The 24,425-nt window shown below is 69.7% G+C and carries 25 protein-coding genes and 1 pseudogene; 12 read left to right on the top strand and 14 right to left on the bottom strand.

The window, feature by feature from the left end; all coding sequences use genetic code 11:
- The first annotated feature begins 37 nt into the window (after positions 1-37).
- Positions 38-883 (top strand): Sir2 family NAD-dependent protein deacetylase, encoded by an 846-nt coding sequence (locus ABH923_RS02045; protein WP_370053563.1) that lies wholly within the window; start codon positions 38-40, stop codon positions 881-883.
- A 31-nt stretch (positions 884-914) separates the two neighbouring features.
- On the top strand, positions 915-1,514 hold the full coding sequence (locus ABH923_RS02050; protein WP_370053565.1) for a histidine phosphatase family protein: 600 nt from the start codon (positions 915-917) through the stop codon (positions 1,512-1,514).
- On the opposite strand, the gene ABH923_RS02055 is transcribed toward ABH923_RS02050, so the two are convergent.
- Together ABH923_RS02055 and ABH923_RS02060 are read right to left on the bottom strand one after the other, a co-directional pair.
- Entirely contained in the window at positions 1,493-2,638 is a 1,146-nt protein-coding gene (locus ABH923_RS02055) for a glycosyltransferase family 4 protein (protein WP_370053567.1), read from the bottom strand. The two genes, ABH923_RS02050 and ABH923_RS02055, sit on opposite strands and share 22 nt — an antisense overlap.
- Positions 2,635-3,612 (bottom strand): alpha/beta fold hydrolase, encoded by a 978-nt coding sequence (locus ABH923_RS02060; protein WP_370053568.1) that lies wholly within the window; start codon positions 3,610-3,612, stop codon positions 2,635-2,637. The genes ABH923_RS02055 and ABH923_RS02060 overlap by 4 nt, the downstream gene beginning before the upstream one ends.
- Positions 3,613-3,788: 176 nt before the next feature.
- On the opposite strand from ABH923_RS02060, the gene treS reads away from it, so the two are divergent.
- The 3 genes from treS to ABH923_RS02075 all read left to right on the top strand — a co-directional run bounded on the left by treS (position 3,789) and on the right by ABH923_RS02075 (position 6,652).
- On the top strand, positions 3,789-5,498 hold the full coding sequence (gene treS / locus ABH923_RS02065) for a maltose alpha-D-glucosyltransferase (protein WP_370053570.1): 1,710 nt from the start codon (positions 3,789-3,791) through the stop codon (positions 5,496-5,498).
- Positions 5,499-5,562: 64 nt separating this feature from the next.
- Positions 5,563-6,261: a 3'-5' exonuclease gene (locus ABH923_RS02070; RefSeq protein ID WP_370053572.1), complete on the top strand. Its 699-nt coding sequence runs from the start codon at positions 5,563-5,565 to the stop codon at positions 6,259-6,261.
- Between the two features lie 64 nt (positions 6,262-6,325).
- The gene (locus ABH923_RS02075) at positions 6,326-6,652 is read left to right on the top strand and encodes a DUF4190 domain-containing protein (RefSeq protein WP_370053574.1); all 327 of its coding nucleotides are present in this window, start codon (positions 6,326-6,328) and stop codon (positions 6,650-6,652) included.
- 125 nt (positions 6,653-6,777) lie between these two features.
- On the opposite strand, the gene ABH923_RS02080 is transcribed toward ABH923_RS02075, so the two are convergent.
- The 3 genes from ABH923_RS02080 to glgA all read right to left on the bottom strand — a co-directional run bounded on the left by ABH923_RS02080 (position 6,778) and on the right by glgA (position 9,180).
- Positions 6,778-7,029 carry a type B 50S ribosomal protein L31 gene (locus ABH923_RS02080; RefSeq protein ID WP_090038270.1) on the bottom strand — a complete coding sequence of 84 codons (252 nt, stop codon included), beginning with the start codon at positions 7,027-7,029 and terminating at the stop codon, positions 6,778-6,780.
- A gap of 143 nt (positions 7,030-7,172) precedes the next feature.
- Positions 7,173-7,973 (bottom strand): ABC transporter ATP-binding protein, encoded by an 801-nt coding sequence (locus ABH923_RS02085; RefSeq protein WP_370053576.1) that lies wholly within the window; start codon positions 7,971-7,973, stop codon positions 7,173-7,175.
- A gap of 19 nt (positions 7,974-7,992) precedes the next feature.
- On the bottom strand, positions 7,993-9,180 hold the full coding sequence (gene glgA, locus ABH923_RS02090) for a glycogen synthase (protein ID WP_370053578.1): 1,188 nt from the start codon (positions 9,178-9,180) through the stop codon (positions 7,993-7,995).
- A 47-nt stretch (positions 9,181-9,227) separates the two neighbouring features.
- On the opposite strand from glgA, the gene glgC reads away from it, so the two are divergent.
- Both glgC and serB read left to right on the top strand, forming a co-directional pair.
- Positions 9,228-10,472 (top strand): glucose-1-phosphate adenylyltransferase, encoded by a 1,245-nt coding sequence (gene glgC / locus ABH923_RS02095; RefSeq protein ID WP_370053579.1) that lies wholly within the window; start codon positions 9,228-9,230, stop codon positions 10,470-10,472.
- Entirely contained in the window at positions 10,469-11,152 is a 684-nt protein-coding gene (gene serB, locus ABH923_RS02100; RefSeq protein ID WP_370053581.1) for a phosphoserine phosphatase SerB, read from the top strand. The genes glgC and serB overlap by 4 nt, the downstream gene beginning before the upstream one ends.
- 5 nt (positions 11,153-11,157) lie before the next feature.
- Here serB and fabG read toward each other — a convergent pair whose 3' ends face one another.
- Complete coding sequence (gene fabG / locus ABH923_RS02105; RefSeq protein ID WP_370053583.1) at positions 11,158-11,868, bottom strand: 3-oxoacyl-ACP reductase FabG; 711 nt, start codon at positions 11,866-11,868, stop codon at positions 11,158-11,160.
- A 76-nt stretch (positions 11,869-11,944) separates the two neighbouring features.
- On the opposite strand from fabG, the gene ABH923_RS02110 reads away from it, so the two are divergent.
- Genes ABH923_RS02110 through ABH923_RS02120 form a run of 3 tightly spaced genes read left to right on the top strand, consistent with a single transcriptional unit; the run spans position 11,945 to position 13,370 of the window.
- Positions 11,945-12,280, top strand: a complete 336-nt coding sequence (locus tag ABH923_RS02110) for a DUF3099 domain-containing protein (protein ID WP_370053585.1) — start codon at positions 11,945-11,947, stop codon at positions 12,278-12,280.
- On the top strand, positions 12,277-12,495 hold the full coding sequence (locus ABH923_RS02115; RefSeq protein WP_369963269.1) for a hypothetical protein: 219 nt from the start codon (positions 12,277-12,279) through the stop codon (positions 12,493-12,495). The genes ABH923_RS02110 and ABH923_RS02115 overlap by 4 nt, the downstream gene beginning before the upstream one ends.
- Positions 12,492-13,370 (top strand): SURF1 family protein, encoded by an 879-nt coding sequence (locus ABH923_RS02120; RefSeq protein ID WP_370053587.1) that lies wholly within the window; start codon positions 12,492-12,494, stop codon positions 13,368-13,370. Before ABH923_RS02115 ends, ABH923_RS02120 begins: the two co-directional genes overlap by 4 nt.
- A 6-nt stretch (positions 13,371-13,376) precedes the next feature.
- Here ABH923_RS02120 and abc-f read toward each other — a convergent pair whose 3' ends face one another.
- The 6 genes and pseudogenes from abc-f to sufB form a co-directional block, all read right to left on the bottom strand.
- Positions 13,377-14,975: a ribosomal protection-like ABC-F family protein gene (gene abc-f, locus ABH923_RS02125; protein ID WP_370053589.1), complete on the bottom strand. Its 1,599-nt coding sequence runs from the start codon at positions 14,973-14,975 to the stop codon at positions 13,377-13,379.
- Between the two features lie 108 nt (positions 14,976-15,083).
- Positions 15,084-15,413: a metal-sulfur cluster assembly factor gene (locus tag ABH923_RS02130; RefSeq protein ID WP_055893974.1), complete on the bottom strand. Its 330-nt coding sequence runs from the start codon at positions 15,411-15,413 to the stop codon at positions 15,084-15,086.
- A gap of 9 nt (positions 15,414-15,422) precedes the next feature.
- Positions 15,423-16,218: pseudogene (gene sufC / locus ABH923_RS02135) on the bottom strand (Fe-S cluster assembly ATPase SufC).
- 4 nt (positions 16,219-16,222) lie between these two features.
- Positions 16,223-16,552, bottom strand: coding sequence for a non-heme iron oxygenase ferredoxin subunit (locus tag ABH923_RS02140; RefSeq protein ID WP_370053592.1), 330 nt, complete (start codon positions 16,550-16,552; stop codon positions 16,223-16,225).
- Positions 16,552-17,742 (bottom strand): Fe-S cluster assembly protein SufD, encoded by a 1,191-nt coding sequence (gene sufD / locus ABH923_RS02145; protein ID WP_370053593.1) that lies wholly within the window; start codon positions 17,740-17,742, stop codon positions 16,552-16,554. The genes ABH923_RS02140 and sufD overlap by 1 nt, the downstream gene beginning before the upstream one ends.
- Before the next feature lies 1 nt (position 17,743).
- Positions 17,744-19,162, bottom strand: coding sequence for a Fe-S cluster assembly protein SufB (gene sufB, locus ABH923_RS02150; RefSeq protein ID WP_370053595.1), 1,419 nt, complete (start codon positions 19,160-19,162; stop codon positions 17,744-17,746).
- 310 nt (positions 19,163-19,472) lie between these two features.
- Between sufB and ABH923_RS02155 the strand changes: the two genes are divergently transcribed.
- The gene (locus ABH923_RS02155) at positions 19,473-20,414 is read left to right on the top strand and encodes a heme A synthase (RefSeq protein WP_370053596.1); all 942 of its coding nucleotides are present in this window, start codon (positions 19,473-19,475) and stop codon (positions 20,412-20,414) included.
- Here ABH923_RS02155 and ABH923_RS02160 read toward each other — a convergent pair.
- Together ABH923_RS02160 and ABH923_RS02165 are read right to left on the bottom strand one after the other, a co-directional pair.
- Positions 20,388-20,930 carry a GNAT family N-acetyltransferase gene (locus ABH923_RS02160; RefSeq protein ID WP_370053598.1) on the bottom strand — a complete coding sequence of 181 codons (543 nt, stop codon included), beginning with the start codon at positions 20,928-20,930 and terminating at the stop codon, positions 20,388-20,390. The two genes, ABH923_RS02155 and ABH923_RS02160, sit on opposite strands and share 27 nt — an antisense overlap.
- A 111-nt stretch (positions 20,931-21,041) precedes the next feature.
- Positions 21,042-21,965 carry a heme o synthase gene (locus ABH923_RS02165; protein WP_370053599.1) on the bottom strand — a complete coding sequence of 308 codons (924 nt, stop codon included), beginning with the start codon at positions 21,963-21,965 and terminating at the stop codon, positions 21,042-21,044.
- Positions 21,966-22,320: 355 nt separating this feature from the next.
- On the opposite strand from ABH923_RS02165, the gene tkt reads away from it, so the two are divergent.
- A complete protein-coding gene (gene tkt / locus ABH923_RS02170) occupies positions 22,321-24,414 on the top strand; it encodes a transketolase (RefSeq protein WP_370053601.1) in 2,094 nt (697 codons plus the stop codon).
- Positions 24,415-24,425 lie beyond the last annotated feature (11 nt).

Consider the following 24,425-nt stretch of genomic DNA (forward strand, 5'->3'; position numbering starts at 1 on the left):
GGTTTAGACTTCGGGGAGGATCGACCGGGAGGTGTCTGTGACCACGCTGACGACCGAGCTCTCACCCGAGCTCTCGCGCGGCATCGACGAGGTCGAGGGCCTACTTGCCGGGCGGACGTTCGCGGTGCTGACCGGCGCCGGCGTGTCGACCGACTCGGGCATCCCCGACTACCGCGGCGAGGGCGCGCCGAAGCGCACGCCGATGACGTTCCAGCAGTTCCTCTCCGATGACCGGTACCGCAAGCGGTACTGGGCCGGCAGCCACGTCGGCTACCGCCGGTTCGCGGCGGCCCACCCCAACGACGGCCACCGCGCCCTCGCCGCCCTGGAGGCCGCCGGCGCGGCGAACGGCGTGATCACGCAGAACGTGGACGGCCTACACAAGCAGGCGGGCAGCCGCCGCGTGGTCGACCTGCACGGTTCGATGGACCGCGTCGTCTGCCTGGTCTGCGGCCAGATCTTCGCCCGAGAGGCGATCACCGCGAGCATCGACGCGGCGAACCCGTGGCTGGAGGCCGAGGGCGCGGTGGAGATCGCGCCGGACGGCGACGCGATCGTGACCGATGTCGACTCCTTCGTCATCCCCGACTGCACCGTCTGCGGCGGGCACCTGAAGCCCGACGTGGTCTTCTTCGGCGAGTTCATCCCCGCCGAGAAGTACCGGGAGGCCAGCTCCCTGGTGCGCGCGGCCGACGCACTCGTCATCGCCGGCTCATCGCTCGTGGTCAACTCCGGCATCCGGCTCCTGGAGGAGGCGCGCCGCAAGCGCCTCCCGATCGTCATCGTCAACCGCGGCGAGACCAAGGGCGACACGCGGGCCAGCGTTAAGCTGGACGGCGGGACCACGGAGACGCTGGTCGAGCTGGCGCGCCGGCTCGCCTGACCCGCCGCGCGTCCTCGACGAAAGGACGCGCGTGACCTTCATCTCCCTCGTTCGCCACGGCCAGACCGACTGGAACCTGGCCAAGCGCATCCAGGGCTCCAGCGACATCCCGCTCAACGGCACCGGCCGGGCTCAGGCGGAGGCGACGGGGCGCGCGCTGTCGGGAGGCCGCTTCGACGCCGTGTACGCGAGCCCGCTCAGCCGGGCGCTCGACACGGCGCGGATCATCGCCGGGCACCTGGGGCTCGGCGAACCGGGCAGGCTGCCGGCCGTGGCCGAGCGGCAGTACGGCGAGGCGGAGGGGCTGACCGGCGCCGAGATCCTGGAGCGCTGGCCGGAGGGCACGCCCGTCCCGGGACGCGAGTCCCGCGAGGAGGTCGTCGAGCGCGCGCTGCCTGCCCTGATCGAGCTGGGCGACGCGCACCCGGGCCAGAACCTGATCGTGGTCAGCCATGGTGGCGTGATCGGCTCGCTGGTGCGGCACGTGACCGACCACGCGCTCCCCGGACCCGGCGAGGTCATCCCGAACGGCTCGGTGCACCGCTTCCGCTACGACGACGGCCGGCTGACGCTCGACCGGTTCAACCTCGGTCCGGAGGACCGCGACCTCTACACGGCGTCGGTGCTCTGAGGGCCGGCGCTCTGAGGGTCGGTGGTCCGAACCCTTCGCCCGCGCCGGGCGGCCCTGGTCGCCGTCGCGGTGAGCACCGTCAGCAGGTGGTCGGCCGACGCCGTCCAGGTGAACCGTCCGGCCTCGCGCCGCGCGGCCGCCGACCGCTGCGCCCACACACCCGGCTGCTCCAAGTGCCGCACTCGGGCGGCGAGCGCGTCGGCGTCGTCTGCAGGGAAGTACAGCGCCGACTCGCCGCCGATCTCGCGGAAGATCGGGATGTCGCTGACGACGACGGGCGTGCCGAGCGTCATCGACTCCACCAGCGGGATGCCGAAACCCTCGTCCCGCGACGCCGTCACGAGCGCGGTCGCCCGCGCGAGCGTCTCGGCGTAGTCCTCGTCCGTCGCGCCGTCGTGGAAGACCAGACGAGCTCCGGGCGCCAGCGCCGCGAGCCGGTCGCGCTCGGCCGGGGTGACCCGGCTCATCAGATGCAGTGAGTAGTCGGGGAGCTGCGCCGCCGCGCGCACGAGCGTGTCCACGTTCTTGTACGGCATGAACGAGCCCATGTAGACGAGCACCTTCGCCTCCGGGGCGGTGCGCGCCAGACGTTCCTCCGGGAGGGCCGGCATGTCCGCGGCGTTCGGCACGACGTAGACCGGGCGCTTCGTGAGGTGGTGCTCGGCGATGAGTTCTTTGGTCGTCTCCGACACGGTCACGACCGCATCCGATCGGTTGAGCAGCATCCGCTGCGGCCACCACGCGAGGTGGTACAGCCGCCAGAGCACGCGCACGAAGCCCGGGAGGTCGCGCGGCGGCGTCGGGTGCCGGTAGTAGATCAGGTCGTGCACGGTGAGGATCAGGCGGTAGCGCCGCCCGAAGCTCCCCATCGTCTGCATGGGCGTGAACACGATGTCGGGCTTCAGCTTGTTGACCCGGCGGGCGACCAGCGGCTCCAGCGCGGAGGTCGGCGCGGCGGCGAGCTCCCACGGGAGGTCGGGCAGCAGCTCGAGCTGGCGGTGGTCGCTGATCAGCATGGTGACGGCGTGCCGCTGGGCCAGCGCCCCCACGAGTCCGGCCGTGAACCGGCTGATGCCGTCGTGCCGGCCGATGCGCGTGTAGCGGCAGTCGAAGACGATCCTCACGCGCTCTCTCCCTGGTCGGTGGCGGCGTCTCGTGCGGCCAGGCCGGCCAGGAACTCCTCGATCGCCCTGGCGGCCTCCACCGGCTTCTCGTAGTGGATGAGGTGGCCGACGTCCGCGATCTCCACGAGCCGCGCGTCCGGGAACAGCCCGCGCAGCCGGCGCTCGGCGGCGATCGGCGTGATGTCGTCGTCCACCGCGGCGACGAGCAGCGTCGCCTCCGGGATGCCCGCCGCGTACTCGCTGACATCGTGCGCGACCGACGCCCGGAAGGCCTGCAGCACCACGCGCCGATCGCTGAAGGCGGAGAAGTAGCTGTCGTGCTGGCCGTGGATCCATGCGCGCAGCGACCGGACTCGGGTCTTCGCCATCGCGACGCTCATCGCGCGCACGATGACCCGGTTGCGCAGCAGCGCGAAGCCGAGACGCTCGGGCAGCGCCGCCGCGAGCCAGTAGTAGAAGATCGCGAGCCGGGTCAGCACGCCGCGCGGCCCCGCGAGCGCTGGCTGGCCGATCGGATTGACGAGCACGACGGCGTCGGGACGCTGCCCCGTGTCCTCGGCCAGCGTCGCCGCGACCACGATCGAGCCGAACGAGTGCCCGAGCAGCACGACCCTCCCGTGCAGACCGAGCCCGGCCGTGAACGCGCGCAGCCAGTCCGAGTAGCCGGCGATGTCGTGGTCCCGCTCCGTCAGCGGTGTGGACTCGCCGAAGCCGGGGAGGTCGGGCGAGATCAGCCGCAGCCCAGCGTCGAGCTGCGCCACCACCGGCTCGAGGCCGTGGTGGTCGCCGCGGAAGCCGTGCACCAGCACGAGCGTGGTGGCAGCGTCCGGGTCGCCGTAGTCCCAGTAGCGCGTCAGCCCGCCCAGCAGCGGAAGCTCCGCGCGGCGGACCGGGACGCGGGCGAGGGCCTCCGCGTAAGGAGAGGCGTCGTCCCGGTACAGGGAGGCGGCGTACCGTGTCGAAGAGGAGGTCATCGTCGTCCAGTCTAGGTCGCCGGCTGGGTCGAAACCCCGTGAATGCGGCCGGAGGACTGGACAGCCCACCGCCCGCAGGTCCTAGACTTCTCTGAATGTAATCGCTTGCATGACCCCACCGTGCACGACCCCCGAGCTCGCTGCCCCGACGGCGTGGCAACTCGAGAAGGAGAACCGTGAGTTTCACCGCTCCCATCACGCTGCCCGGGCTCACCCTCGATCCGCAGTGGTACCGCCGTGCGGTGTTCTACGAGGTGATGGTCCGCTCGTTCGTGGACAGCAACGGCGACGGCTCCGGCGACATCTCGGGCCTCACCTCCAAGCTCGACTACCTGCAGTGGCTGGGCATCGACGCGCTCTGGCTGCCGCCGTTCTTCCAGTCCCCGCTGCGCGACGGCGGCTACGACGTCTCCGACTTCAAGGCGATCCTGCCGGAGTTCGGCACGATCGACGAGTTCCGCGACCTGGTCACCAAGGCGCACGAGCGCAACATGCGCATCATCATCGACCTCCCGATGAACCACACCTCCGACCAGCACGAGTGGTTCCAGCAGTCGCGGAGCGACCCGGAGGCCCCGTTCGGCGACTTCTACGTCTGGAACGACACCGACGACAAGTGGCCGGACATCCGCATCATCTTCGTGGACACCGAGGACTCCAACTGGGCGTTCGACGAGGCCCGCCGGCAGTTCTACTTCCACCGCTTCTTCTCCCACCAGCCCGACCTCAACTTCGAGAACCCCGCCGTGCACGACGCCATGTTCGACGTCGTCCGGTTCTGGCTCGACCTCGGCGTGGACGGCTTCCGGCTCGACGCGATCCCCTACCTGTACGAGTCGGACGAGGGCAACGGCGAGGGCGAGCCTCCCACCCACGAGTTCATCAAGAAGCTGCGGGTGATGGTCGACCGGGAGTACCCCGGCCGCATGATGATCGCGGAGGCGAACCAGTGGCCCCGCGAGGTCGCGGCCTTCTTCGGCTCGGACGACGAGCCCGAGTGCCACATGGCGTTCGACTTCCCGGTGATGCCGCGCATCTTCTACGCGCTGCGCAGCCAGCAGGCCTCCGAGCTGATCCGGGTGCTGTCGGAGACGACGGACGTCCCGGAGGGATCGGCATGGGGCGTGTTCCTCCGCAACCACGACGAGCTCACCCTGGAGATGGTCAGCGAGGAGTACCGCCAGGCGATGTACGGCTGGTACGCCTACGACCCGCGGATGCGCGCCAACATCGGGATCCGGCGCCGGCTGGCGCCCCTGCTCGACAACTCGCGCGCCGAGCTGGAGCTCGCCCACGCGCTGCTGTTCTCGCTGGAGGGCAGCCCGTTCCTGTACTACGGGGACGAGATCGGGATGGGCGACAACATCTGGCTGCCCGATCGCGACAGCTCGCGCACCCCGATGCAGTGGACGCCCGACCGCAACGCCGGCTTCTCCACCGCCGACCCCGGCAAGCTCTTCCTCCCGGTCGTGCAGTCGCTCGTCTACCACTACAACCAGGTGAACGTGGAGGCGCAGCTCGCCCAGTCACGCTCGCTCCTGCACTGGATCCGCAACGTCATCCACGTCCGCAAGGCGCACCCGGTGTTCGGCCTCGGCGACATGCGCGTACTGCCCACCGACCACGAGTCGGTGCTCGCGTTCGTGCGCACCTACGAGGGCAGCGGCACGCACTTCGGCGACCAGCCGGAGGACGTGCTGTGCGTGTTCTCGTTCGCGCACAACCCGGTGTCGGTGACGCTGGAGGCCCCGGAGTTCGCCGGCAGTGCGCTCTACGACCTGTTCGGCGGAGCGGAGTTCCCGACCGTCGCGGAGGACGGCCGGTTCACCCTGACGCTCGGCACCCAGAACTTCTACTGGCTGCACATCGAGCCCCGGCGGCCCTGACCGGTTCCGCGGCACGCCTGGCCCATTCCGCGGCACTGACGGAGGTCCTTCCTACGCTGGCTGCATGAGCAACTGGCATCACGAACTCGGCGTCTTCGATCTGGAGACCACGGGTGTGGATGTCGAGACGGCGCGCATCGTCACCGCCCACGTCGGGCTGCTCGGCGAGAACGGCGAGGTCAAGCACGGCCGCTACTGGCTGCTCGACCCCGAGGTCGAGATCCCGGCGGAGGCCACGGCGGTGCACGGCATCACCACCGAGCTCGCGCGGGAGAAGGGCATGGACGCCGGCGCGGGCGTCGAGGCGATCGTCGACCAGCTCCGCCGCCTGTTCGACCGGGGCATCCCGGTCGTGGCGTACAACGCCCCCTACGACTTCACGCTGCTCGACAGGGAGGCCCGCCGGCACGGCATCGAGCCGCTGGACTCCCCCGGCCCCGTCATCGACCCGCTCGTGATCGACCGCGCCGTCGACCGCTTCCGCCCGGGCAAGCGCACGCTCACCGTCACGGCGACGCACTACGGCGTCGAGCTCCTGGCCGCGCACGACGCCGCCGCGGACGCCATCGCCGCCGGCCGCCTCGCCCAGGCGCTCGCCCAGCGGCACGTCGAGGAGCTCGCGGTCGGCGCGGTGGAGCTGCACAGCAAGCAGGTGGACTGGTGCCGCGAGCAGGCAGCCGACTTCCAGGAGTACATGCGGCGCGTCCGCGACCCGGAGTTCACGGCGTCGGGCGCGTGGCCGGTGCACACCTGGCTGGCCTGACCGGGTCGCACCCCGCAGGCTGGGGACTGGCCGGGCGTCCCATCGGGTCGCTACTGTCTGAGATATGAGTGACTCCGACCAGAATCCGCAGCCCCTCCCGCCGCAGCAGCCGCAGCAGCCGCAGTACGGCGCCTACCAGCCGCCGGCGCAGCCCGGCTACAACACCATGTCGATCGTGGCCTTCATCCTCGCGTTCTTCGTGAGCATCGTGGGCATCATCCTGGGCTTCGTCGCCCTCTCCCAGATCAAGCGCACGGGCGAGCAGGGCCGCGGCCTCGCCCTCGCGGCCGTCATCATCGGCTTCGTGGAGGTGGCGATCGGCATCCTCGTCTCCATCCTCGTGCTGATCGGACTCGGCATCGCAGCCTCGCACGGGTACCGGAACTACTGACGCATCGCGCTCGCATTCGGCACGAATGTCGCCTGTGGCGCCGCCAAAGTCGACATTCGGCACGAATGACGGCGCTGAAAACGCGAACGACCCCGCCCTGAGGGCGGGGTCGTTCGCGTTGCGGCTTACTTGCCGAAGTTCTTGTAGCGCGTGTTGAACTTCTCGACGCGGCCGGCCGAGTCGAGGATGCGCTGCTTGCCCGTGTAGAACGGGTGCGACTCCGACGAGATCTCGACGTCGATGACCGGGTAGGTGTTGCCGTCCTCCCACTCGATGGTCTTGTCGCTGCTCACGGTGGAGCGGGTCAGGAAGGTCGCACCCGAGGCCAGGTCGCGGAAAACCACGGGGGCGTAGTCGGGGTGGATGCCAGTCTTCATGAGGACTTCCTTGTTGCGTAGTGTTCGGTCGGTCGTGTCCGCGCGCGAAAGCGCGGGGACGAGAAGCTTTTCGGTTCGCACCAGTCGGAGCCACCGGAACGGCGGATCGTGCGGGGAACCAGCTATCGAGTTTAGCAGATACCTCAGTCGCTCGTGGCCTGACGCGCCCGGGCGGTGAAGCGGCCCTCGGTCTCGGTGAGCTCCACGTCGACGCCGAAGGTCTCGCTGAGCGACTCGCTGGTCAGCACCTCGGCGATCGGGCCGGCCGCGGTGACGCGGCCGTCCTTCAGGAGCAGCGCGCGGTTGAACGCGAGCGGGATCTCCTCGACGTGGTGGGTGACCATCACGATCGCCGGGGACTTCGGGTCGCTCGCGTACCCGCCGAGGAGCTGCACGAGCTCCTCGCGGCCGCCGAGGTCGAGGCTCGCGGCGGGCTCGTCGAGCAGCAGGATCTCCGGGTCGGTCATCACCGAGCGGGCGATCTGCACGCGCTTCTGCTCGCCGTCGCTCAGGCTGCCGAAGGTGCGCTCGGCGAGGTGGTCGAGGTGCCACTCGGAGAGCACGCGGCGCGCGCGGCGCTCGTCGATGTCCTCGTACAGCTCGTTCCAGCGTCCGGTCACGGCGTAGGCCGCGGTCATGACCACGTCGAGCACGCGCTCGGTGCGCGGGATGCGCCGGGCCAGCGCGGTGGACGCAAAGCCGAGCAGCGGGCGCAGCTCGGACAGGTCGCTGTGGCCGACGGTCTCGCCGAGCACGACGGCCTCCCCCGACGACGGGTGGATGGCTGCGGCGGCGACCTGCAGCATCGTGGTCTTGCCCGCGCCGTTCGGGCCGAGGATGACCCAGCGTTCGTCCGGCTCCACCGTCCAGTCGACGTTCTGGAGGACGGGGTTGCCGTCCCGGACTACGGACACGTCGTGAAGACGGAGAACACTGCCTGCCATGCGCTCTAGCCTACCGGCGTCAGGCGGAGGTCACGGACCGGTAGACGGCGCGGGTCTGCTCCGCGATCGCCGTCCAGGAGAACTCGGTCTCCGCCCGCGCGCGCCCCGCCTCGCCCATCCGGGCGGCCCGCTCGGGGTCGGCGGCGACCTCGGTCAGCGCCGCCGCGAGGTCGCGCACGAACGCCTCAGGGTCGGTGGGCGTGCCCGTGCCGTCGTGGAGCTGATCGATCGGCACCAGCCGGCCGGTCACGCCGTCGACGATGACCTCGGGGATGCCGCCGGTGGCCGTGCCGACGACCGGCAGCCCGCACGCCATCGCCTCCAGGTTCACGATCCCGAGCGGCTCGTAGATCGACGGGCAGACGAAGACGGTCGAGGCCGTGAGCGCCGCGCGCAGCTCGTCGTTCGGCAGCAGCCGGTCGATCCAGACCACGCCGTCACGCTCGGCCTGCAGCCCCTCCACCAGCCCGGTCACCTCGGCGAGGATCTCGGGGGTGTCCGGCGCGCCGGCGCACAGGATCACCTGCACCTCGGGCGGCAGCATCCTGGCCGCGCGCAGCAGGTACGGGAGGCCCTTCTGCCGGGTGATCCGGCCCACGAAGATGACGGCGGGACGGTCAGGGTCGATGCCGAGCGCCCGAGCCTTGTCGGCGTCGTGCAGCGGGGTCCAGCGCTCCAGGTCGATGCCGTTGTAGACGACGGTGACCTTCTGCGGGTCCAGCGCCGGATAGGAGGCGAGGATGTCGCGGCGCATACCGTCGCTCACCGCGATGACCATGTCCGCGGCCTCGAACGCGGTCTTCTCGATCCAGCTCGACACGCGGTAGCCGCCGCCGAGCTGCTCGGCCTTCCACGGCCGCAGCGGCTCCAGGCTGTGCGCGGTGACGACGTGCGGGACGCCGTGCAGCAGCTTGGCGAGGTGGCCGCCCGCGTTGGCGTACCAGGTGTGCGAGTGGACGACATCCGCTCCCCCGCAGTCCTGCGCCATCCGGAGGTCGACGCCGAGCGTGGTGATCGACCCGTTGGCGGCCGCGAGCTCGGCAGGGACGCGGTAGGCGAAGGTGTCCGCCTCGTCCCGCGGCTCCCCGAAGCAGCGCACGCGGACCTCCGTATCGGTCCTCAGCGCGCGGACCAGCTCGGTCACGTGCACCCCCGCTCCGCCGTAGATGTCCGGCGGGTACTCCTTGGTCAGAAGATCAACGCGCATGACAGGAACGCTAGTACAGCCCCCCGGTTGCCTCTACTGTGGTGGCTATGGCAGCAGGCAAGAAGATCTTCGGCATCGTGCTCGCAGGCGGCGAAGGGAAACGGCTGATGCCGTTGACCGCCGACCGCGCCAAGCCCGCGGTGCCGTTCGGCGGACAGTACCGGCTCATCGACTTCGCGCTGTCCAACCTGATCAACTCCCAGCTCCGCCAGATCGTCGTGCTGACGCAGTACAAGTCGCACAGCCTCGACCGGCACGTGTCGCAGACCTGGCGGCTGGACGGGATGCTCAACTCGTACATCGCGTCCGTGCCGGCCCAGCAGCGGCTCGGCAAGCGCTGGTTCAGCGGTTCGGCCGACGCCATCCTGCAGAGCCTCAACCTGCTGCGCGACGAGCGGCCCGACATCGTGGTCGTGGTCGGCGCCGACCACGTCTACCGCATGGACTTCAACCAGATGCTGCAGGCGCACATCGACTCGGGCGCTCCCGCGACGGTCGCGGCGATCCGCCAGCCGATCGGGCTGGCCGACCAGTTCGGCGTGATCGAGGTGGACGCGGCCAAGCCGGACCGGATCGCGGCGTTCCGCGAGAAGCCGAAGGACCCGGTGGGCCTGCCGGACTCCCCCGACGAGGTGCTCGCCTCGATGGGCAACTACGTCTTCGACGCGGACGCGCTCATCGACGCGGTGATCCGCGACGGCGACCGCCCCGACTCCAACCACGACATGGGCGGCGACATCATCCCGGACTTCGTGTCGCGGAACGAGGCCGCCGTGTACGACTTCAACAACAACGACGTGCCGGGTTCGACCGACCGCGACCGCTACTACTGGCGCGATGTGGGGACGATCGACTCGTTCTTCGAGGCCCACCAGGACCTCATCTCGACGCTGCCGGTGTTCAACCTCTACAACCGGGAGTGGCCGATCTTCAGCCAGGTGCTGAACTCGCCGCCCGCGAAGTTCGTCCGGGACGGCCGCGGTGCGCTGGGCACCACGATCGACTCGATCGTCTCGCTGGGCTCCGTCATCTCCGGGGCGCACCTGGAGCGCAGCGTGCTCGGCCCGTGGGCCACCGTCGCCTCCGGGGCCAAGGTGATCGACTCCGTCGTGTTCGAGCGCGCACTGATCGAGCCGAACGCGTTCGTCGGCCGGGCCATCCTCGACAAGGACGTGGTCGTGGCGGAGGGAGCGCGCATCGGTGTCGACCCGGAGCGCGACCGCGCGCGCGGTTTCACGGTCACCGAGTCCGGCATCACCGTCGTCGGCAAGGGAGTGCACGTCGTCCCATGACGCACGGTCATCCACACGACGGCACCCGCCCTTCCGAGCGTGCCGCCCGCTTCCTCGTCGTCCTCGACGCCGACTCCACCCTGATCCATGACGAGGTCATCGAGCTGCTCGCCGAGGAGGCCGGCTCGCGCACCGAGGTCGCCGAGATCACCGAGCGCGCCATGCGCGGCGAGCTCGACTTCGAGGAGAGCCTGCGCGAGCGGGTCCGGACGCTGGAGGGCCTCCCGGTCTCGGTCTTCGAGCGCGTCGGGGAGCGCATCCGCGTCACGGACGGCGTGCCGGAGCTCATCGCCGGCGTGCAGGCGGCGGGCGGCGAGGTCGGCGTGGTCTCCGGCGGCTTCCACGAGCTGCTCGACCCGCTCGGCGAGCGGCTCGGCCTCGACCACTGGCGGGCCAACCGGCTCGCCGTCGCCGACGGGCTGCTCACCGGCGAGGTGGACGGCCCGGTCGTCGACGCCGCGGCGAAGGCGCAGGCCCTGCTGTTCTGGGCTGCGGAGTCCGGCGTGCACCTGCGTCAGACCGTCGCGATCGGCGACGGCGCCAACGACCTGCGGATGATGGCGGAGGCCGGCCTCGCGGTGGCGTTCAACGCCAAGCCGCGCGTGCGCGAGGAGGCCGACCTCGTGATCGACCGGCAGGACCTCGCGCAGGTGCTGCCGCTGCTCGGTCTGCGCGGCTGACCGCTCTAGTGCCCCATCCCGAGGCCGCCGTCGACCGGGATGACGGCTCCGGAGACATAGCCGGCGTCGTCCCCGGCGATCCAAGCCACCACGCGCGCCACCTCGTTCGGCGATGCGAACCGGCCGGCCGGGATGTTGCGCTTGTACTCGGCCTGCTGCGCCTCGGGGAGGGCGGCCGTCATGTCGGTCTCGATGAAGCCGGGCGCGACCACGTTTGCCGTGATGCCGCGGGCGCCGAGCTCGCGCGTGATCGAGCGGGCCATGCCGACGAGGCCGGCCTTGCTGGCGGCGTAGTTGACCTGGCCTGCGGAACCGTACAGACCCACGACGCTCGAGATGAGCACGATGCGGCCCCAGCGCGCCTTCAGCATGCCCTTGGAGGCGCGCTTGACGACGCGGAACGCGCCGCCGAGGTTGGTCTCCACGACCGAGTCGAACTCCTCGTCACTCATGCGCATGAGCAGGGTGTCCTTCGTGATGCCCGCGTTCGCCACGACGACCTCGACCGGGCCGAGCTCGGCCTCCACCTGGGTGAAGGCCGCATCCACGGAGGCCGCGTCGGTGACGTCGGCGCGCACCGTGAGCGCGCCGGCCGGGCCCTCGCCCGAACGCGCCGTCACCGCCACCCGGTGCCCCTGAGCGAGGAACTCCTCGGCGATCGCGTAGCCGATCCCCCGGTTCCCTCCGGTGACGAGCACAGTGCGTGGCGTGGTCATGCAGACGATCCCTTCAATCGATTCGGTCCGTGGCGGACCGGTACCAGTTTATGGACGTACTCTGGAGTCAACGCACATGAAGCAGCCACGCCCGTCCATCACCAATCTCCCGCTCTCGCCGGACGAAGAGCGCAAGCGGCGGATGATCAAGTACTCCGTCGCCATGGGGGTCCGCATCGTCTGCCTCTTCGTCGCGATCTTCCTCGGCTGGCCGTGGGGTGCGATCCCGCTGATCGGCGCGGTGTTCCTGCCGTACATCGCGGTGGTGATCGCCAACGTCGGCGCGGAGCCGCATGAAGCGGAAGCACAGCGTCCGGGCAATATCCTGCCGATGGCGCCTCCGCCAGGAGGCCGCCAGGAGGACACCGGCGAGGAGCCCGCGGATTCGGGCACACAGGAGGAGGACACGTGATCGGACTGGGCGAGCCAGAGCCGCTCACCTGCTCCCGCGCCGGCTGCCGTGAGACCGCATCCTGGCGGATCGAGTGGCGCAACCCGCGCATCCACACCGCCGACCGGGTGAAGGTGTGGCTGGCGTGCGGCGAGCACGTGGACTACCTGCGCGAGTTCCTCGCGGCGCGGGAGTTCCCGGTCGCCGTCGTGCCCGTCGAGAGGACCAGCGCGTGACCGCCGAGCCGTCGACGCCGGAGCAGAAGTCGGTCGGGTGGGGCTTCGCGTTCTCCCGCCGCTGGTTCGGCTACCTGGCGTTCGCCATCGTCTTCGCCATCGCCTGCGGCTTCCTCTCCAATTGGCAGCTCGCGCGCAGCAAGGAGGCCGCGGCCGCCAACGCGCTCATCTCCGCCAACTTCTACTCGCACCCCGTGCCGCTCGACCAGGAGCTGCCGTCGCTCACCGCCTACTCCCCCGCACAGGAGTGGACGCTCGTCACCGTGACGGGCACCTACGAGAAGGACAAGGAGATCCTGGCGCGCAACCGGCCGTTCAACGGCAGCCCGGGGTTCGAGGTGCTCACCCCGCTGCGCACCGCGGACGGCTCGTTGTTCATCGTGGACCGCGGCTGGGTGCCCACCGGCAACAACTCCAATGCCCCCGACCACGTCCCCGCAGCGCCCTCCGGCACCGTGACCGTCATCGCGCGGCTGAAGGCCAGCGAGCCGGCCATCCAGGGCCGCACCAGCGTCGGGATGCAGGTCGGCACCATCCAGCTCTCGGTCGTCAAGCAGAAGCTCGACGGCGCCGACGTCTACACCGGCGCGTACGGGCTGCTCGCGTCGCAGAAGCCGAGCCCCGCGAGCGCGCCGACGCCGACGGTCACCGACCCGCCGACGCAGGACGAGGGGCTGCACTGGTCGTATATGATCCAGTGGATCATCTTCGCCCTGATCGGCTTCTTCGGCCTGGGCTACGCACTCCGCACCGAGTACCGCAAGCGCAACGAGCACGACCCCGCCGAGCAGGCCCGCGCCGCCGAGCGCGCCCGCCGCCGGGCCCTCAAGCGCACCGACTCCGACGTGGAGGACGAACTGCTCGACGCCCGCTGACTTCGGCTACGCCAGCGAGATCAAATCGAGGTAGTCGCGGTTCCAATGGTCCTCGACGCCGTCCGGGAGGATGAGCACCCGCTCGGGGTTCAGCGCCTCCACGGCGCCCTCGTCATGGCTGACCAGGACGACGGCGCCCTCGTAGTGCGCGAGCGCGTCGAGGATCTCCTCGCGGCTGGCCGGGTCGAGGTTGTTGGTCGGCTCGTCCAGCAGCAGCACGTTCGCGCCGGAGACCACGATCATCGCCAGCGCGAGCCGGGTCTTCTCACCGCCGGAGAGCACACCGGCCGGCTTGTGCGCGTCGTCGCCGGTGAACAGGAACGAGCCGAGCACCTTGCGCGCCTCGGTCTCCGTCAGCGACGGCGACGACGACACCATGTTCTGCAGCACGGAGCGCTCGACGTCGATCGTCTCGTGCTCCTGCGCGTAATAGCCGATGCGGAGGCCGTGGCCGGGCTCCACCTGCCCGGTGTCCGGCCGGTCGACGCCCGCGAGCATCCGCAGCAGCGTGGTCTTGCCCGCACCGTTGAGGCCGAGCACGACCACCTTCGAGCCGCGGTCGATGGCGAGGTCCACGGCCGTGAAGATCTCCAGCGAGCCGTAGCTCTTCGACAGGTCGGAGGCCTGCAGCGGCGTCCGGCCGCACGCCGCGGGGGTCGGGAAACGCAGCTTGGCCACCCTGTCCACCTGGCGCACCTCGTCGAGGCCGGCGAGCAGCTTCTCGGCGCGCGCGACCATCTGGTGGGCAGCCGCCGCCTTGGTCGCCTTGGCGCCGAACTTGGCCGCCTGGAGCTGGAGGGCGGACGCCTTCTTCTCGGCGTTGACGCGCTCCTTCTTGCGGCGCTCCTCGTCGGCCGCGCGCTGGCGCTGGTAGTTCTTCCAGCCCATGTTGTAGATGTCGATCATCTGGCGGTTGGCGTCCAGATAGAAGACCCGGTTGACGGTCTCGCCGACCAGCTCCACGTCGTGCGAGATGACGATGAAGCCGCCCGAGTAGTTCTTGAGGAAGTCCCGCAGCCAGACGACGGAGTCGGCGTCGAGGTGGTTCGTCGGCTCGTCCAGGATCATCGTCCGCGCGTCCGAGAACAGGATGCGCGCCAGCTCGATGCGGCGGCGCTGACCACCCGAGAGGGTCTTCAGCGGCTGGTCGAGGATGCGGTCGGGCAGGTTCAGGTTGGAGGCGATGGAGGCCGCCTCGGCCTCGGCGGCGTACCCGCCGTGCATGTGAAAGCTCTCCTCCAGCCGGCCGTACTTCTTCATCGCCGCAGCCGACACCGCGGCGTCGTCGCTGGCCATGTCGTGCGTCGCCTGCTGCATCCCGAGGACGATCGAGCCGAGGCCGCGGGCGTCCAGGATGCGCGTGCGGGCGAGGTCGTCGAGGTTGCCCGAGCGCGGGTCCTGCGGCAGGTAGCCGAGCTCGCCCGAGCGGTCAACCTTGCCGGAGCTCGGCAGGAGGTCGCCTGCGAGCACCTTGGTGAGGGTGGTCTTGCCGGCGCCGTTGCGGCCGACGAGCCCGATCTTGTCGCCGTCGGCCACGCGGAAGCTGACGTCCTCCATCAGCAGGCGTGCTCCCACGCGGAGTTCGAGATCGTGCACGGCGAGCACAGCAGTAGTCCTTACGTTCGGTAAACAGCGATCCGTTCCGGAGTCGTGCACGCGACACGCCGAGGCGTGGCGTACACAACTCCGGAACGGATGGAAAGGGTGGCGGCGCTAGATCGCGAAGCCGAGGGCGCGCATCATGTCGCGGCCGTCGTCGGTGATCCGCTCGGGGCCCCACGGCGGCATCCACACCCAGTTGATGCGGAAGGCCTCCACGATGCCGTCGAGGCTCTCGGCGGTCTGCTCCTCGAGCACGTCGGTCAGCGGGCAGCCGGCGCTCGTGAGCGTCATCGAGATGATGAGGGCGTTGTTCTCGTCATCCCAGGCCAGGTCGTAGATCAGGCCCAGGTCGACGACGTTGATCCCGAGCTCCGGGTCCATGACGTTCTTGAGCGCCTCTTCGACCTGGTCGAAGAGCGCGGGGCTCAGCGTGGCGGGCATATCGGGATTCTACGCTTCGGCCAGGTCGACGGCGTCGGCCTTGGCGGGCTCGGGGGCGTCGACGAAGCGGTCGTAGCCCTCCTCCTCCAGGCGCTCAGCGAGCTCGGGGCCGCCCTCCTCGGCAACGCGGCCGGCGACGAAGACGTGCACGAAGTCCGGCTTGATGTAGCGGAGGATGCGCGTGTAGTGCGTGATCAGCATGATGCCGAGGCCGGTGTTGGCCTTGGCGCGGTTCACGCCCTCCGACACGACCTTGAGCGCGTCGACGTCGAGGCCGGAGTCGGTCTCGTCCAGCACCGCGAACCTCGGCTTGAGGAGTTCGAGCTGCAGGATCTCGTTGCGCTTCTTCTCGCCGCCCGAGAAGCCCTCGTTGACGTTGCGCTCGGCGAACGAGGAGTCCATGCGGAGCTGCCCCATCGTCTCGCGGACGTCCTTCACCCAGGTGCGGATGGCGGGCGCCTGGCCGTCGATCGCGGTCTTGGCGGTGCGGAGGGAAGTTGGTGTTGGTCACACCGGGGATCTCGACCGGGTACTGCATGGCGAGGAACAGGCCGGCGCGGGCACGGGCGTCGACGGTCATCGCGAGGACGTCCTCGCCGTCGAGCGTGATGGTGCCGCGGGTGACCGTGTACTTCGGGTGGCCGGCGATCGTGTAGGCGAGGGTGGACTTGCCCGAGCCGTTGGGGCCCATGATGGCGTGGATCTCACCCTCGCGGATGGTCAGGTCGACGCCGTTGAGGATGGGCTTGACGCCCTGGTCCGTCTCGACGGTGACGTGCAGGTCGCGGATCTCGAGGACTGACATGTGCTTACTGAATCTCTTTCGTGACGGTCGGGTCGATGTAGACGTCTCCGTCGATGACCTCGACCTGGAAGACGGGGACCGGCTCGTAGGCCGGGAGGTTGAGCGGCTTGCCGGTGACGAGCGAGAACTGGGAGCCGTGCGCCCAGCACTCCAGCGTCTCGCCCTCGATGAAGCCTTCGGCGAGGGAGATCTCGCCGTGCGTGCAGGTGTCGCCGATGGCGTGGATGTCGCCGTTCGAGTCCTTGACGACGGCGATCGGGACGCCGTCGACCACCACGCGGGTGGCCTGGTTCTCGACCAGCTCGGCCGCCGAGGCGACGCGGGAGCCCGCCATCAGCTCGCCGCCGGGATGGTCACCGTGAGCTCGGCCTCGATGGCCGTCTGCAGGTGCTCCTGCAGCGCGGGCGAGCCGATCTGCTGGACGATCTCGAACAGGAAGCCGCGCACGACCAGGCGGCGCGCCTCCTCCTCGGTGATGCCGCGCGACTGCAGGTAGAAGAGCTGCTCGTCGTCGAAGCGTCCCGTGGCGCTGGCGTGGCCGGCGCCGACGATGTCGCCGGTCTCGATCTCCAGGTTCGGCACCGAGTCGGCGCGGGCGCCGTCGGTGAGCACGAGGTTGCGGTTCTGCTCGTAGGTGTCGGTGCCGACGGCCTTCGGGCCGATCAGCACATCGCCGATCCACACGGTGCGCGCGCCCTCGCCCTGCAGCGCGCCCTTGTAGGTCACGCGGCTGCGGGTCTCCGGGCCGTCGTGGTGCACGAAGACCTGCTGTTCGAGGTGCTGGGAGGCGTCGGCGAAGTAGGCGCCGAGCAGGGTCGCCTCCGACCGCGCGCCGACGAGGTGCGCCGACGGGTTGAGCCGGACGACGCCGCCGCCGAGCGTGACGGCGACGTGCTTGAGGCGCGCGCCCTCGGCCTGCTCGGCGAAGTGCGCGGCCACGTGCAATGCGTCGTCGTCCCACTCCTGCACCGAGACGACCGTGAGGTTCGCGTCGGCGCCGAGCAGGAACTCGACGTTCTCGGCCAGATGCGCGGCCCCGCTGTTCTGCAGGATGAGCGTGGCGTGGGCGCCGGGGGCGACCTCCACCACGGTGTGCGCGGCGCGGGCGGCACCGCCGAGGGCGGCGCGCGTGAGCGTGGCCTCCTTGACGTCGTCGCCCGAGATCGACACGAGCAGCGCCTGCTCGAAGTTCGTCCAGGCGTTCGCCGAGGCGCGGTCCTCCGGGATGCCGGCGGCGCCGACCCGGGCGTCGTCGCGGGCGATCCACTCGGCCGTCACGCCGGGAGCCGGAGTGAGGTCGAACACGTAGGGCGAGCCGTCCAGCTCGCCGGAGAGGAGCTCGGCCAGGCGGGCGACCGGGGTGTGCTTCCACATGACCTCGCGGCCGGTGACCTCCGGGAAGTCGGCGACCTCGGTGGAGGTGAACCGCTCGGAGCGGGTCTGGACCGGCACGGGCGCGCGCAGATGCCGCGGCGCCGGCGCTGGGGTGTCCTGGGTCTGCGTCGGGGTACTGGGGGTCGTCATATCAGCCGACAGAGCCTTCCATGCCCATCTCGATGAGCTTGTTGAGTTCGAGTGCGTATTCCATCGGGAGCTCGCGAGCGATCGGCTCGATGAAGCCGCGGACGATCATCGCCATGGCCTCGTCCTCCGGGAGCCCCCGGGACATCAGGTAGAAGAGCTGCTCCTCGCTCACGCGCGAGACCGTGGCCTCGTGGCCGAGCTGCACGTCGTCGACGCGGATGTCGATCGACGGGTAGGTGTCGGAGCGCGAGATCGTGTCGACCAGCAGGGCGTCGCAGCGCACGGTGTTGGCCGCGTGGTGCGCGTTCGCGTCCACCCGCACCTCGCCGCGGTAGCCGGCGCGGCCTCCGCCGCGTGCGATCGACTTGGAGACGATCGAGGACTGCGTGTACGGCGCCATGTGGATCATCTTCGCGCCGGCGTCCTGGTGCTGGCCCGGGCCGGCGAAGGCCACGGACAGCGTCTCGCCCTTGGCGTGCTCGCCCATCAGGTAGATCGACGGGTACTTCATCGTCACCTTGGAGCCGATGTTGCCGTCGATCCACTCCATCGTCGCGCCCTCGGCGGCCGTGGCGCGCTTGGTGACGAGGTTGTAGACGTTGTTCGACCAGTTCTGGATCGTCGTGTAACGAACGCGGGCGTTCTTCTTGACGATGATCTCGACCACCGCGGAGTGCAGCGAGTCGGACTTGTAGATCGGGGCGGTGCAGCCCTCGATGTAGTGCACGTAGCTGTCCTCGTCGGCGATGATCAGCGTGCGCTCGAACTGGCCCATGTTCTCGGTGTTGATCCGGAAGTAGGCCTGCAGCGGGATCTCGACGTGGACGCCCTTGGGCACGTACACGAAGGAGCCGCCGGACCAGACGGCCGTGTTGAGCGCGGCGAACTTGTTGTCGCCGGCCGGGATGACGGTGCCGAAGTACTCCTGGAAGATCTCCGGGTGCTCGCGAAGCGCCGTGTCGGTGTCGAGGAAGATGACGCCCTGCTGCTCCAGGTCCTCGCGGATCTGGTGGTAGACGACCTCGGACTCGTACTGCGCGGCGACGCCGGCGACGAGCCGCTGGCGCTCGGCCTCGGGGATGCCGAGCTTCTCGTAGGTGTTGCGGATGTCCTCCGGCAGGTCCTCCCAGCTCTGGGCCTGCTTCTCGGTGGAGCGGACGAAGTACTTGATGTTGTCGAAGTCGATCTCGGAGAGATCGGCGCCCCAGGTGGGCATCGGCTTGCGCTCGAAGAGCTGGAGGGCCTTGAGGCGGCGCTGCAGCATCCACTCCGGCTCGTTCTTGAGAGCGGAGATGTCCTTGACCACCTCCGGCCCGAGCCCGCGACGTGCGGAGGATCCCGCCGCGTCGGAGTCCGCCCAGCCGAACTCGTACTGCCCGAGGCTCGCGAGTTCCGGACGGTCGATCAGGATGTCTGACATATCTACCTCTGCTTCTTTCCACTCTCAACCGGATATCAGTCCGGCTCATTCCCCTCGCGGCGCGCGTCTGCCATGCGCCGGGAGCGTCCTGATTGTGCGGGTGGCTGTGCTGCGACCAGCGCAGCACGTACCTAGACTGATCGAGGACTGGGGCGGCAGTGCCCCGGCCGCAGGCGAGGAAACGCTTGCGGGCACGCGCACTTTCACCGCGTTTCTCGAACCCACCAATTCTACAGGTGCGAAGCGGTAATAGTAGAGGCGCGCCTGCACGTTGGCCGAGTATCGATCAGATCTGAGGAACCCAGGAACTATGAAGCGCATCATCGCGTGGCTGCCCGACCGTGTCGATCGACGCACCCGGGTCGTCGCCTGGCTGTACCTCGCGGCTCAGGTCATGCTGGTCACCACCGGCGGCGCGGTGCGGCTCACCGGGAGCGGGCTCGGCTGCCCGACCTGGCCGAAGTGCACGGCGGACTCGATCGTGAACACGCCGGAGATGGGCATCCACGGGGTCATCGAGTTCGGCAACCGGATGCTCGGCGGCGTTCTCGCGATCCTCGCGATCCTCGCGTTCCTGATGGTGGTCAAGCTCCTCCGCTCGCGGCGGGACCTGTTCTGGCTCGCCTTCGCGGCGGGCCTCGGCGTGCCGTTCCAGGCCGTCCTGGGCGGGATCACGGTCCTCATCAAGCTGACCTGGTGGGTGGTCGGCCTGCACTTCATCACCTCCATCGTGCTCGTCGCGCTGACGACGGTGTTCCTCGTCCGGGTGTACGCCGTGCCCGGCCCGCGCGTCCGGGCCGTCCCCGGCTGGTACGCGGTCACGGCCTACATCACGAGCGTGGTCGTGGGAATCACGATCGTGCTCGGGATCGTCACGACCGGCACCGGCCCGCACGCGGGCGACCCGAACACCCCGCGCACGGGCCTGAACCCGGAGATCATCGAGCACGTCCACTCCATCCCGGCGTACGCGACCTTCGCCCTGACGCTGGTCCTGGTGATCGGCGCGTGGCGGATCACCGCGACGCCGGTGCACCGCCTGACGCTCCTCCTGCTCGGGGTGGAGCTCGTGCAGATCGCCGTCGGAGTCATCCAGTCCAACACCGGCCTGCCCGGGATCCTCGTCGGCATCCACATGACCCTGGCCGCAACGCTCGCCGCGGTGATGACGGCCGTGGTCATGTCGCTCACGGCCGCCCGGCAGCCCCAGCCGGTCGAGACCGGCTCAGCGGCGGACGTCGTCGCGGCGTAGCACGCCGGTCAGCGCCTCGCGCCCCTCGCCGCGGAAGTCCACGGTGTGCGGCTGCGACTCCGCGAAGTCGAAGCCGACCGCGTCGGCGAGCCTCCTGCTGGCCTCGTTGCCCGGCAGGTACTCCCAGCGCAGCCGGTCGAGGCCGAAGCCCTCCGGCGACAGCGCGTAGTCGCAGACGGCCGTCAGCGCCTCGGTCATCACTCCCCTGCGCCGCGCGGACGGGGTGAGCCAGCAGCCGAGGGAGGCCGATCCGGCCGCCTCGTCCCTGCGCACCTCCACGGCGCCGGCGAGCGGGGCGGTGTCGCCCTCCCGGATCGCCCACACGGTGAACCGGCCGCTGGCCAGCCCGTGCGGGCAGTACGAGCGCACGAAGAACTCGGCGCTCTCGATCGTGTACGGCTCCGGCAGCGGCACCCAGCGCAGCAGCTCCGCGTCGCTGCACGCCTCCAGGACGGCAGGGATGTCACTCTCCCGCGGCGCGTCGAGCACGAGCCGCGCCGTCCTCAGCGCCTGCACGCGTAGAACGCTAGCAGCGCCCCGCACATTCGTCACGAATGTCGCGAATACCGCGCGCATTCACGACATTCGGCACGAATCGCCACACGCAGATTCGTCACGAATCGGCGGTCAGAACCAGAGCAGCGGGTCGATCGCGACGGCGAGGAAGATCAGCGTCAGGTAGGCGATGGAGCCGTGGAACACGCGCATCGGCGAAACGTGCTCGTGGCGGATCGCGAGGTTGTAGAGCCGGTGCGACTCGTAGAGGAACCAGCCGCCCGCGCCCAGCGCGACGACGGTGTAAATCAGCCCCATGTGCGCGACCGGGATCAGCAGCAGCGAGCAGGCGACCATCGCCCACGCGTAAAGGATGACCTGGAGGCCCACGACCGTGCGTCCCCGGACGACGGCGAGCATCGGCACGCCGGCCTCCTTGTAGTCCTCGCGGTACTTCATCGACAGCGGCCAGTAGTGCGGCGGCGTCCAGAGGAAGATGATGCCGAACAGGATGACCGGGGGCCAGGCGAGCGAGCCGGTGACCGCCGCCCAGCCGATGAGCACGGGCATGCAGCCGGCGACGCCGCCCCAGACGATGTTCTGCGCGGTGCGGCGCTTGAGGATGAGCGTGTAGAAGACGACGTAGAGCAGGATGGCGCCGACCGACAGCGCGGCAGCCAGCCAGTTCGTGAAGAAGCCGAGCACCAGAACGGACGCGATGCCGAGCGCCCAGGCGAAGACGAGGGCCTCCCGGTCGCTCAACTCGCCGGTGACCAGCGGGCGGCGCTTGGTGCGGCGCATCACGCGGTCGATGTCGCGGTCGATATAGCAGTTGAACGCGCCGGCCGAGCCTGCCGACATGTAGCCGCCGACCACGGTGGCCAGCACGAGCCACAGGTTCGGGATGCCGTGCGCGGCGAGGATCATCGTGGGGACGGTCGTGACCAGCAGCAGCTCGACGACGCGCGGCTTGGTGAGGGCGAGGTACGCCTTGGCCTTGCGTGCGACACCGATGCGGGCCGCCGGTTCGACACGGCTCTCTACAGCGACGTCCATTGCTCCTCGTACTACTGGGATCGTGCGGCCGCCGGACGCCGGTCTCACGAGGTGTCCCGGCGACTGTGCGGATTGTTACAGACCGCGACCAGTCTACGACACCGGTGCAGTTCCGCAGTCTTCCGCGCCAGGCCGCCGCGTGGTAGCGCACGGACCTGCGGGAACACCCCGGGTTTCGTGCGTGTTACCTATACTTGGAGATGCTCGCCAGCCGGGACCCCTTTCCCTCGAAGCCTGTTTGTAGGACTGTGACGGAAGACGTGACCGGCGCCGATGACGTCCACGGCGCGCACTACCTCAACCGGTGCGGGTTTCACGACGACCCTCACCACCTCTAGGAAGGGTCAGTTTTCACGTGGCAGCTCTGCAGTGGGATCCCATTGACAACAAGGCAGTCGACACGGTCCGCGTCCTCGCGGCCGACGCGGTGGAGAAGGTGGGCAACGGGCATCCCGGCACCGCGATGAGCCTCGCCCCGGCCGCGTACCTGCTGTTCCAGAAGGTCATGCGCCGCGATCCGCACGACGAGCACTGGCTCGGCCGCGACCGCTTCATCCTGTCTGCGGGCCACAGCTCGCTCACCCAATACATCCAGCTCTACCTCGGCGGCTACGGCCTCGAGCTCGACGACCTCAAGGCGCTCCGCACCTGGGGCTCGCTCACGCCCGGCCACCCCGAGTACCGCCACACCAAGGGCGTCGAGATCACCACGGGCCCGCTCGGCCAGGGCATCTCCTCCTCGGTGGGCTTCGCCTACGCGCAGCGCTTCGAGCGCGGCCTGTTCGACCCGGAGGCCGAGCAGGGCACCAGCCCGTTCGACCACTTCGTCTACGTGATCGCGAGCGACGGCGACCTGGAGGAGGGCATCAGCTCGGAGGCGTCGAGCCTCGCCGGCCACCAGCAGCTCGGCAACCTGATCGCCATCTACGACGCCAACCAGATCTCGATCGAGGACGACACGAACATCGCCTTCACCGAGGACGTCAAGGCGCGCTACGAGGCCTACCACTGGCACGTCCAGGTGGTCGACTGGAAGAAGACCGGCGTCTACGAGGAGGACGTGCAGGAGCTGCACCAGGCCATCGTGAACGCGCAGCAGGTCACCGACAAGCCCTCCCTGATCGTCCTCAAGACGATCATCGGCTGGCCGGCCCCGAAGAAGCAGAACACCGGCAAGATCCACGGCTCCGCCCTGGGCGCCGACGAGCTCCGCGCGGTCAAGGAGGTGCTCGGCTTCGACCCCGACCAGACCTTCGAGGTCGCCGAGGACGTCATCGAGCACACCCGCAAGGCCGTCGAGCGCGGCGCCGAGGAGCACGCCGAGTGGCAGAAGGGCTTCGACGCCTGGGCCGCCGCCAACCCGGAGCGCAAGGAGCTCCTGGACCGCCTGCTCTCCGGCGACGTTCCCGCGGGCTTCGAGGAGGCCCTCCCGGTCTTCGAGGCCGGCAAGGACGTCTCGACCCGCGCCGCGAGCGGCAAGGTCATCAACGCCATCGCCGGTGTCATGCCCGAGCTGTGGGGCGGCTCGGCCGACCTCGCCGAGTCGAACAACACCACCATCGAGGGCGCCGCGTCGTTCGTGCCCACCGTGCACTCGACGCACGAGTGGACGGGCAACCCGTACGGCCGCGTGCTGCACTTCGGCATCCGCGAGCACGCGATGGCCGCGATCCTCAACGGCATCGTGCTGCACGGCCCGACCCGGCCGTTCGGCGGCACGTTCCTGATCTTCAGCGACTACCAGCGCCCGGCGATCCGCCTGGCCGCGCTCATGCAGGTGCCGTCGATCTTCGTCTGGACGCACGACTCCGTCGCCCTCGGCGAGGACGGCCCGACGCACCAGCCGATCGAGCAGCTCTCCACCCTCCGCGCCATCCCGCACCTCGACGTCGTCCGCCCGGGCGACGCCAACGAGGTCGCCCACGCGTGGAAGACCATCCTGGAGCGCCGCGGCGGCCCGGCCGGCATCGCGCTGACCCGCCAGAACATCCCGGTGTTCGAGCGCGGAGACGGCGAAGCCACCGGCGACACGCTCGCCTCGGCGGCCAACGTCGCCAAGGGCGCGTACATCCTGGCCGAGGCCCCGGGCGGCACCCCTGACGTGCTGTTCATCGCCACGGGCTCCGAGGTCCAGATCGCGCTGGAGGCCCGCGAGGTCCTCCGCGGCGAGGGCATCAACGCCCGCGTCGTGTCGGCCCCCTGCCTCGAGTGGTTCCACGAGCAGGACGCCGCCTACCAGGAGAAGGTCCTCCCGACCGCCCTCAAGGCCCGCGTCTCGATCGAGGCCGGCCTGGCGCTCGCCTGGGACAAGATCGTCGGCGACCACGGCCGCAGCGTCTCGATCGAGCACTTCGGGGCGTCGGCCGATTACAAGACGCTGTTCCGCGAGTTCGGGATGACCACCGAGCACGCCGTCTCCGCAGCCAAGGAATCGCTCGCGTCGCTCTGAGCGCGGGCACG

Source organism: Leifsonia sp. EB41, assembly GCF_041262565.1.
Taxonomy (GTDB): Bacteria; Actinomycetota; Actinomycetes; order Actinomycetales; family Microbacteriaceae; genus Leifsonia.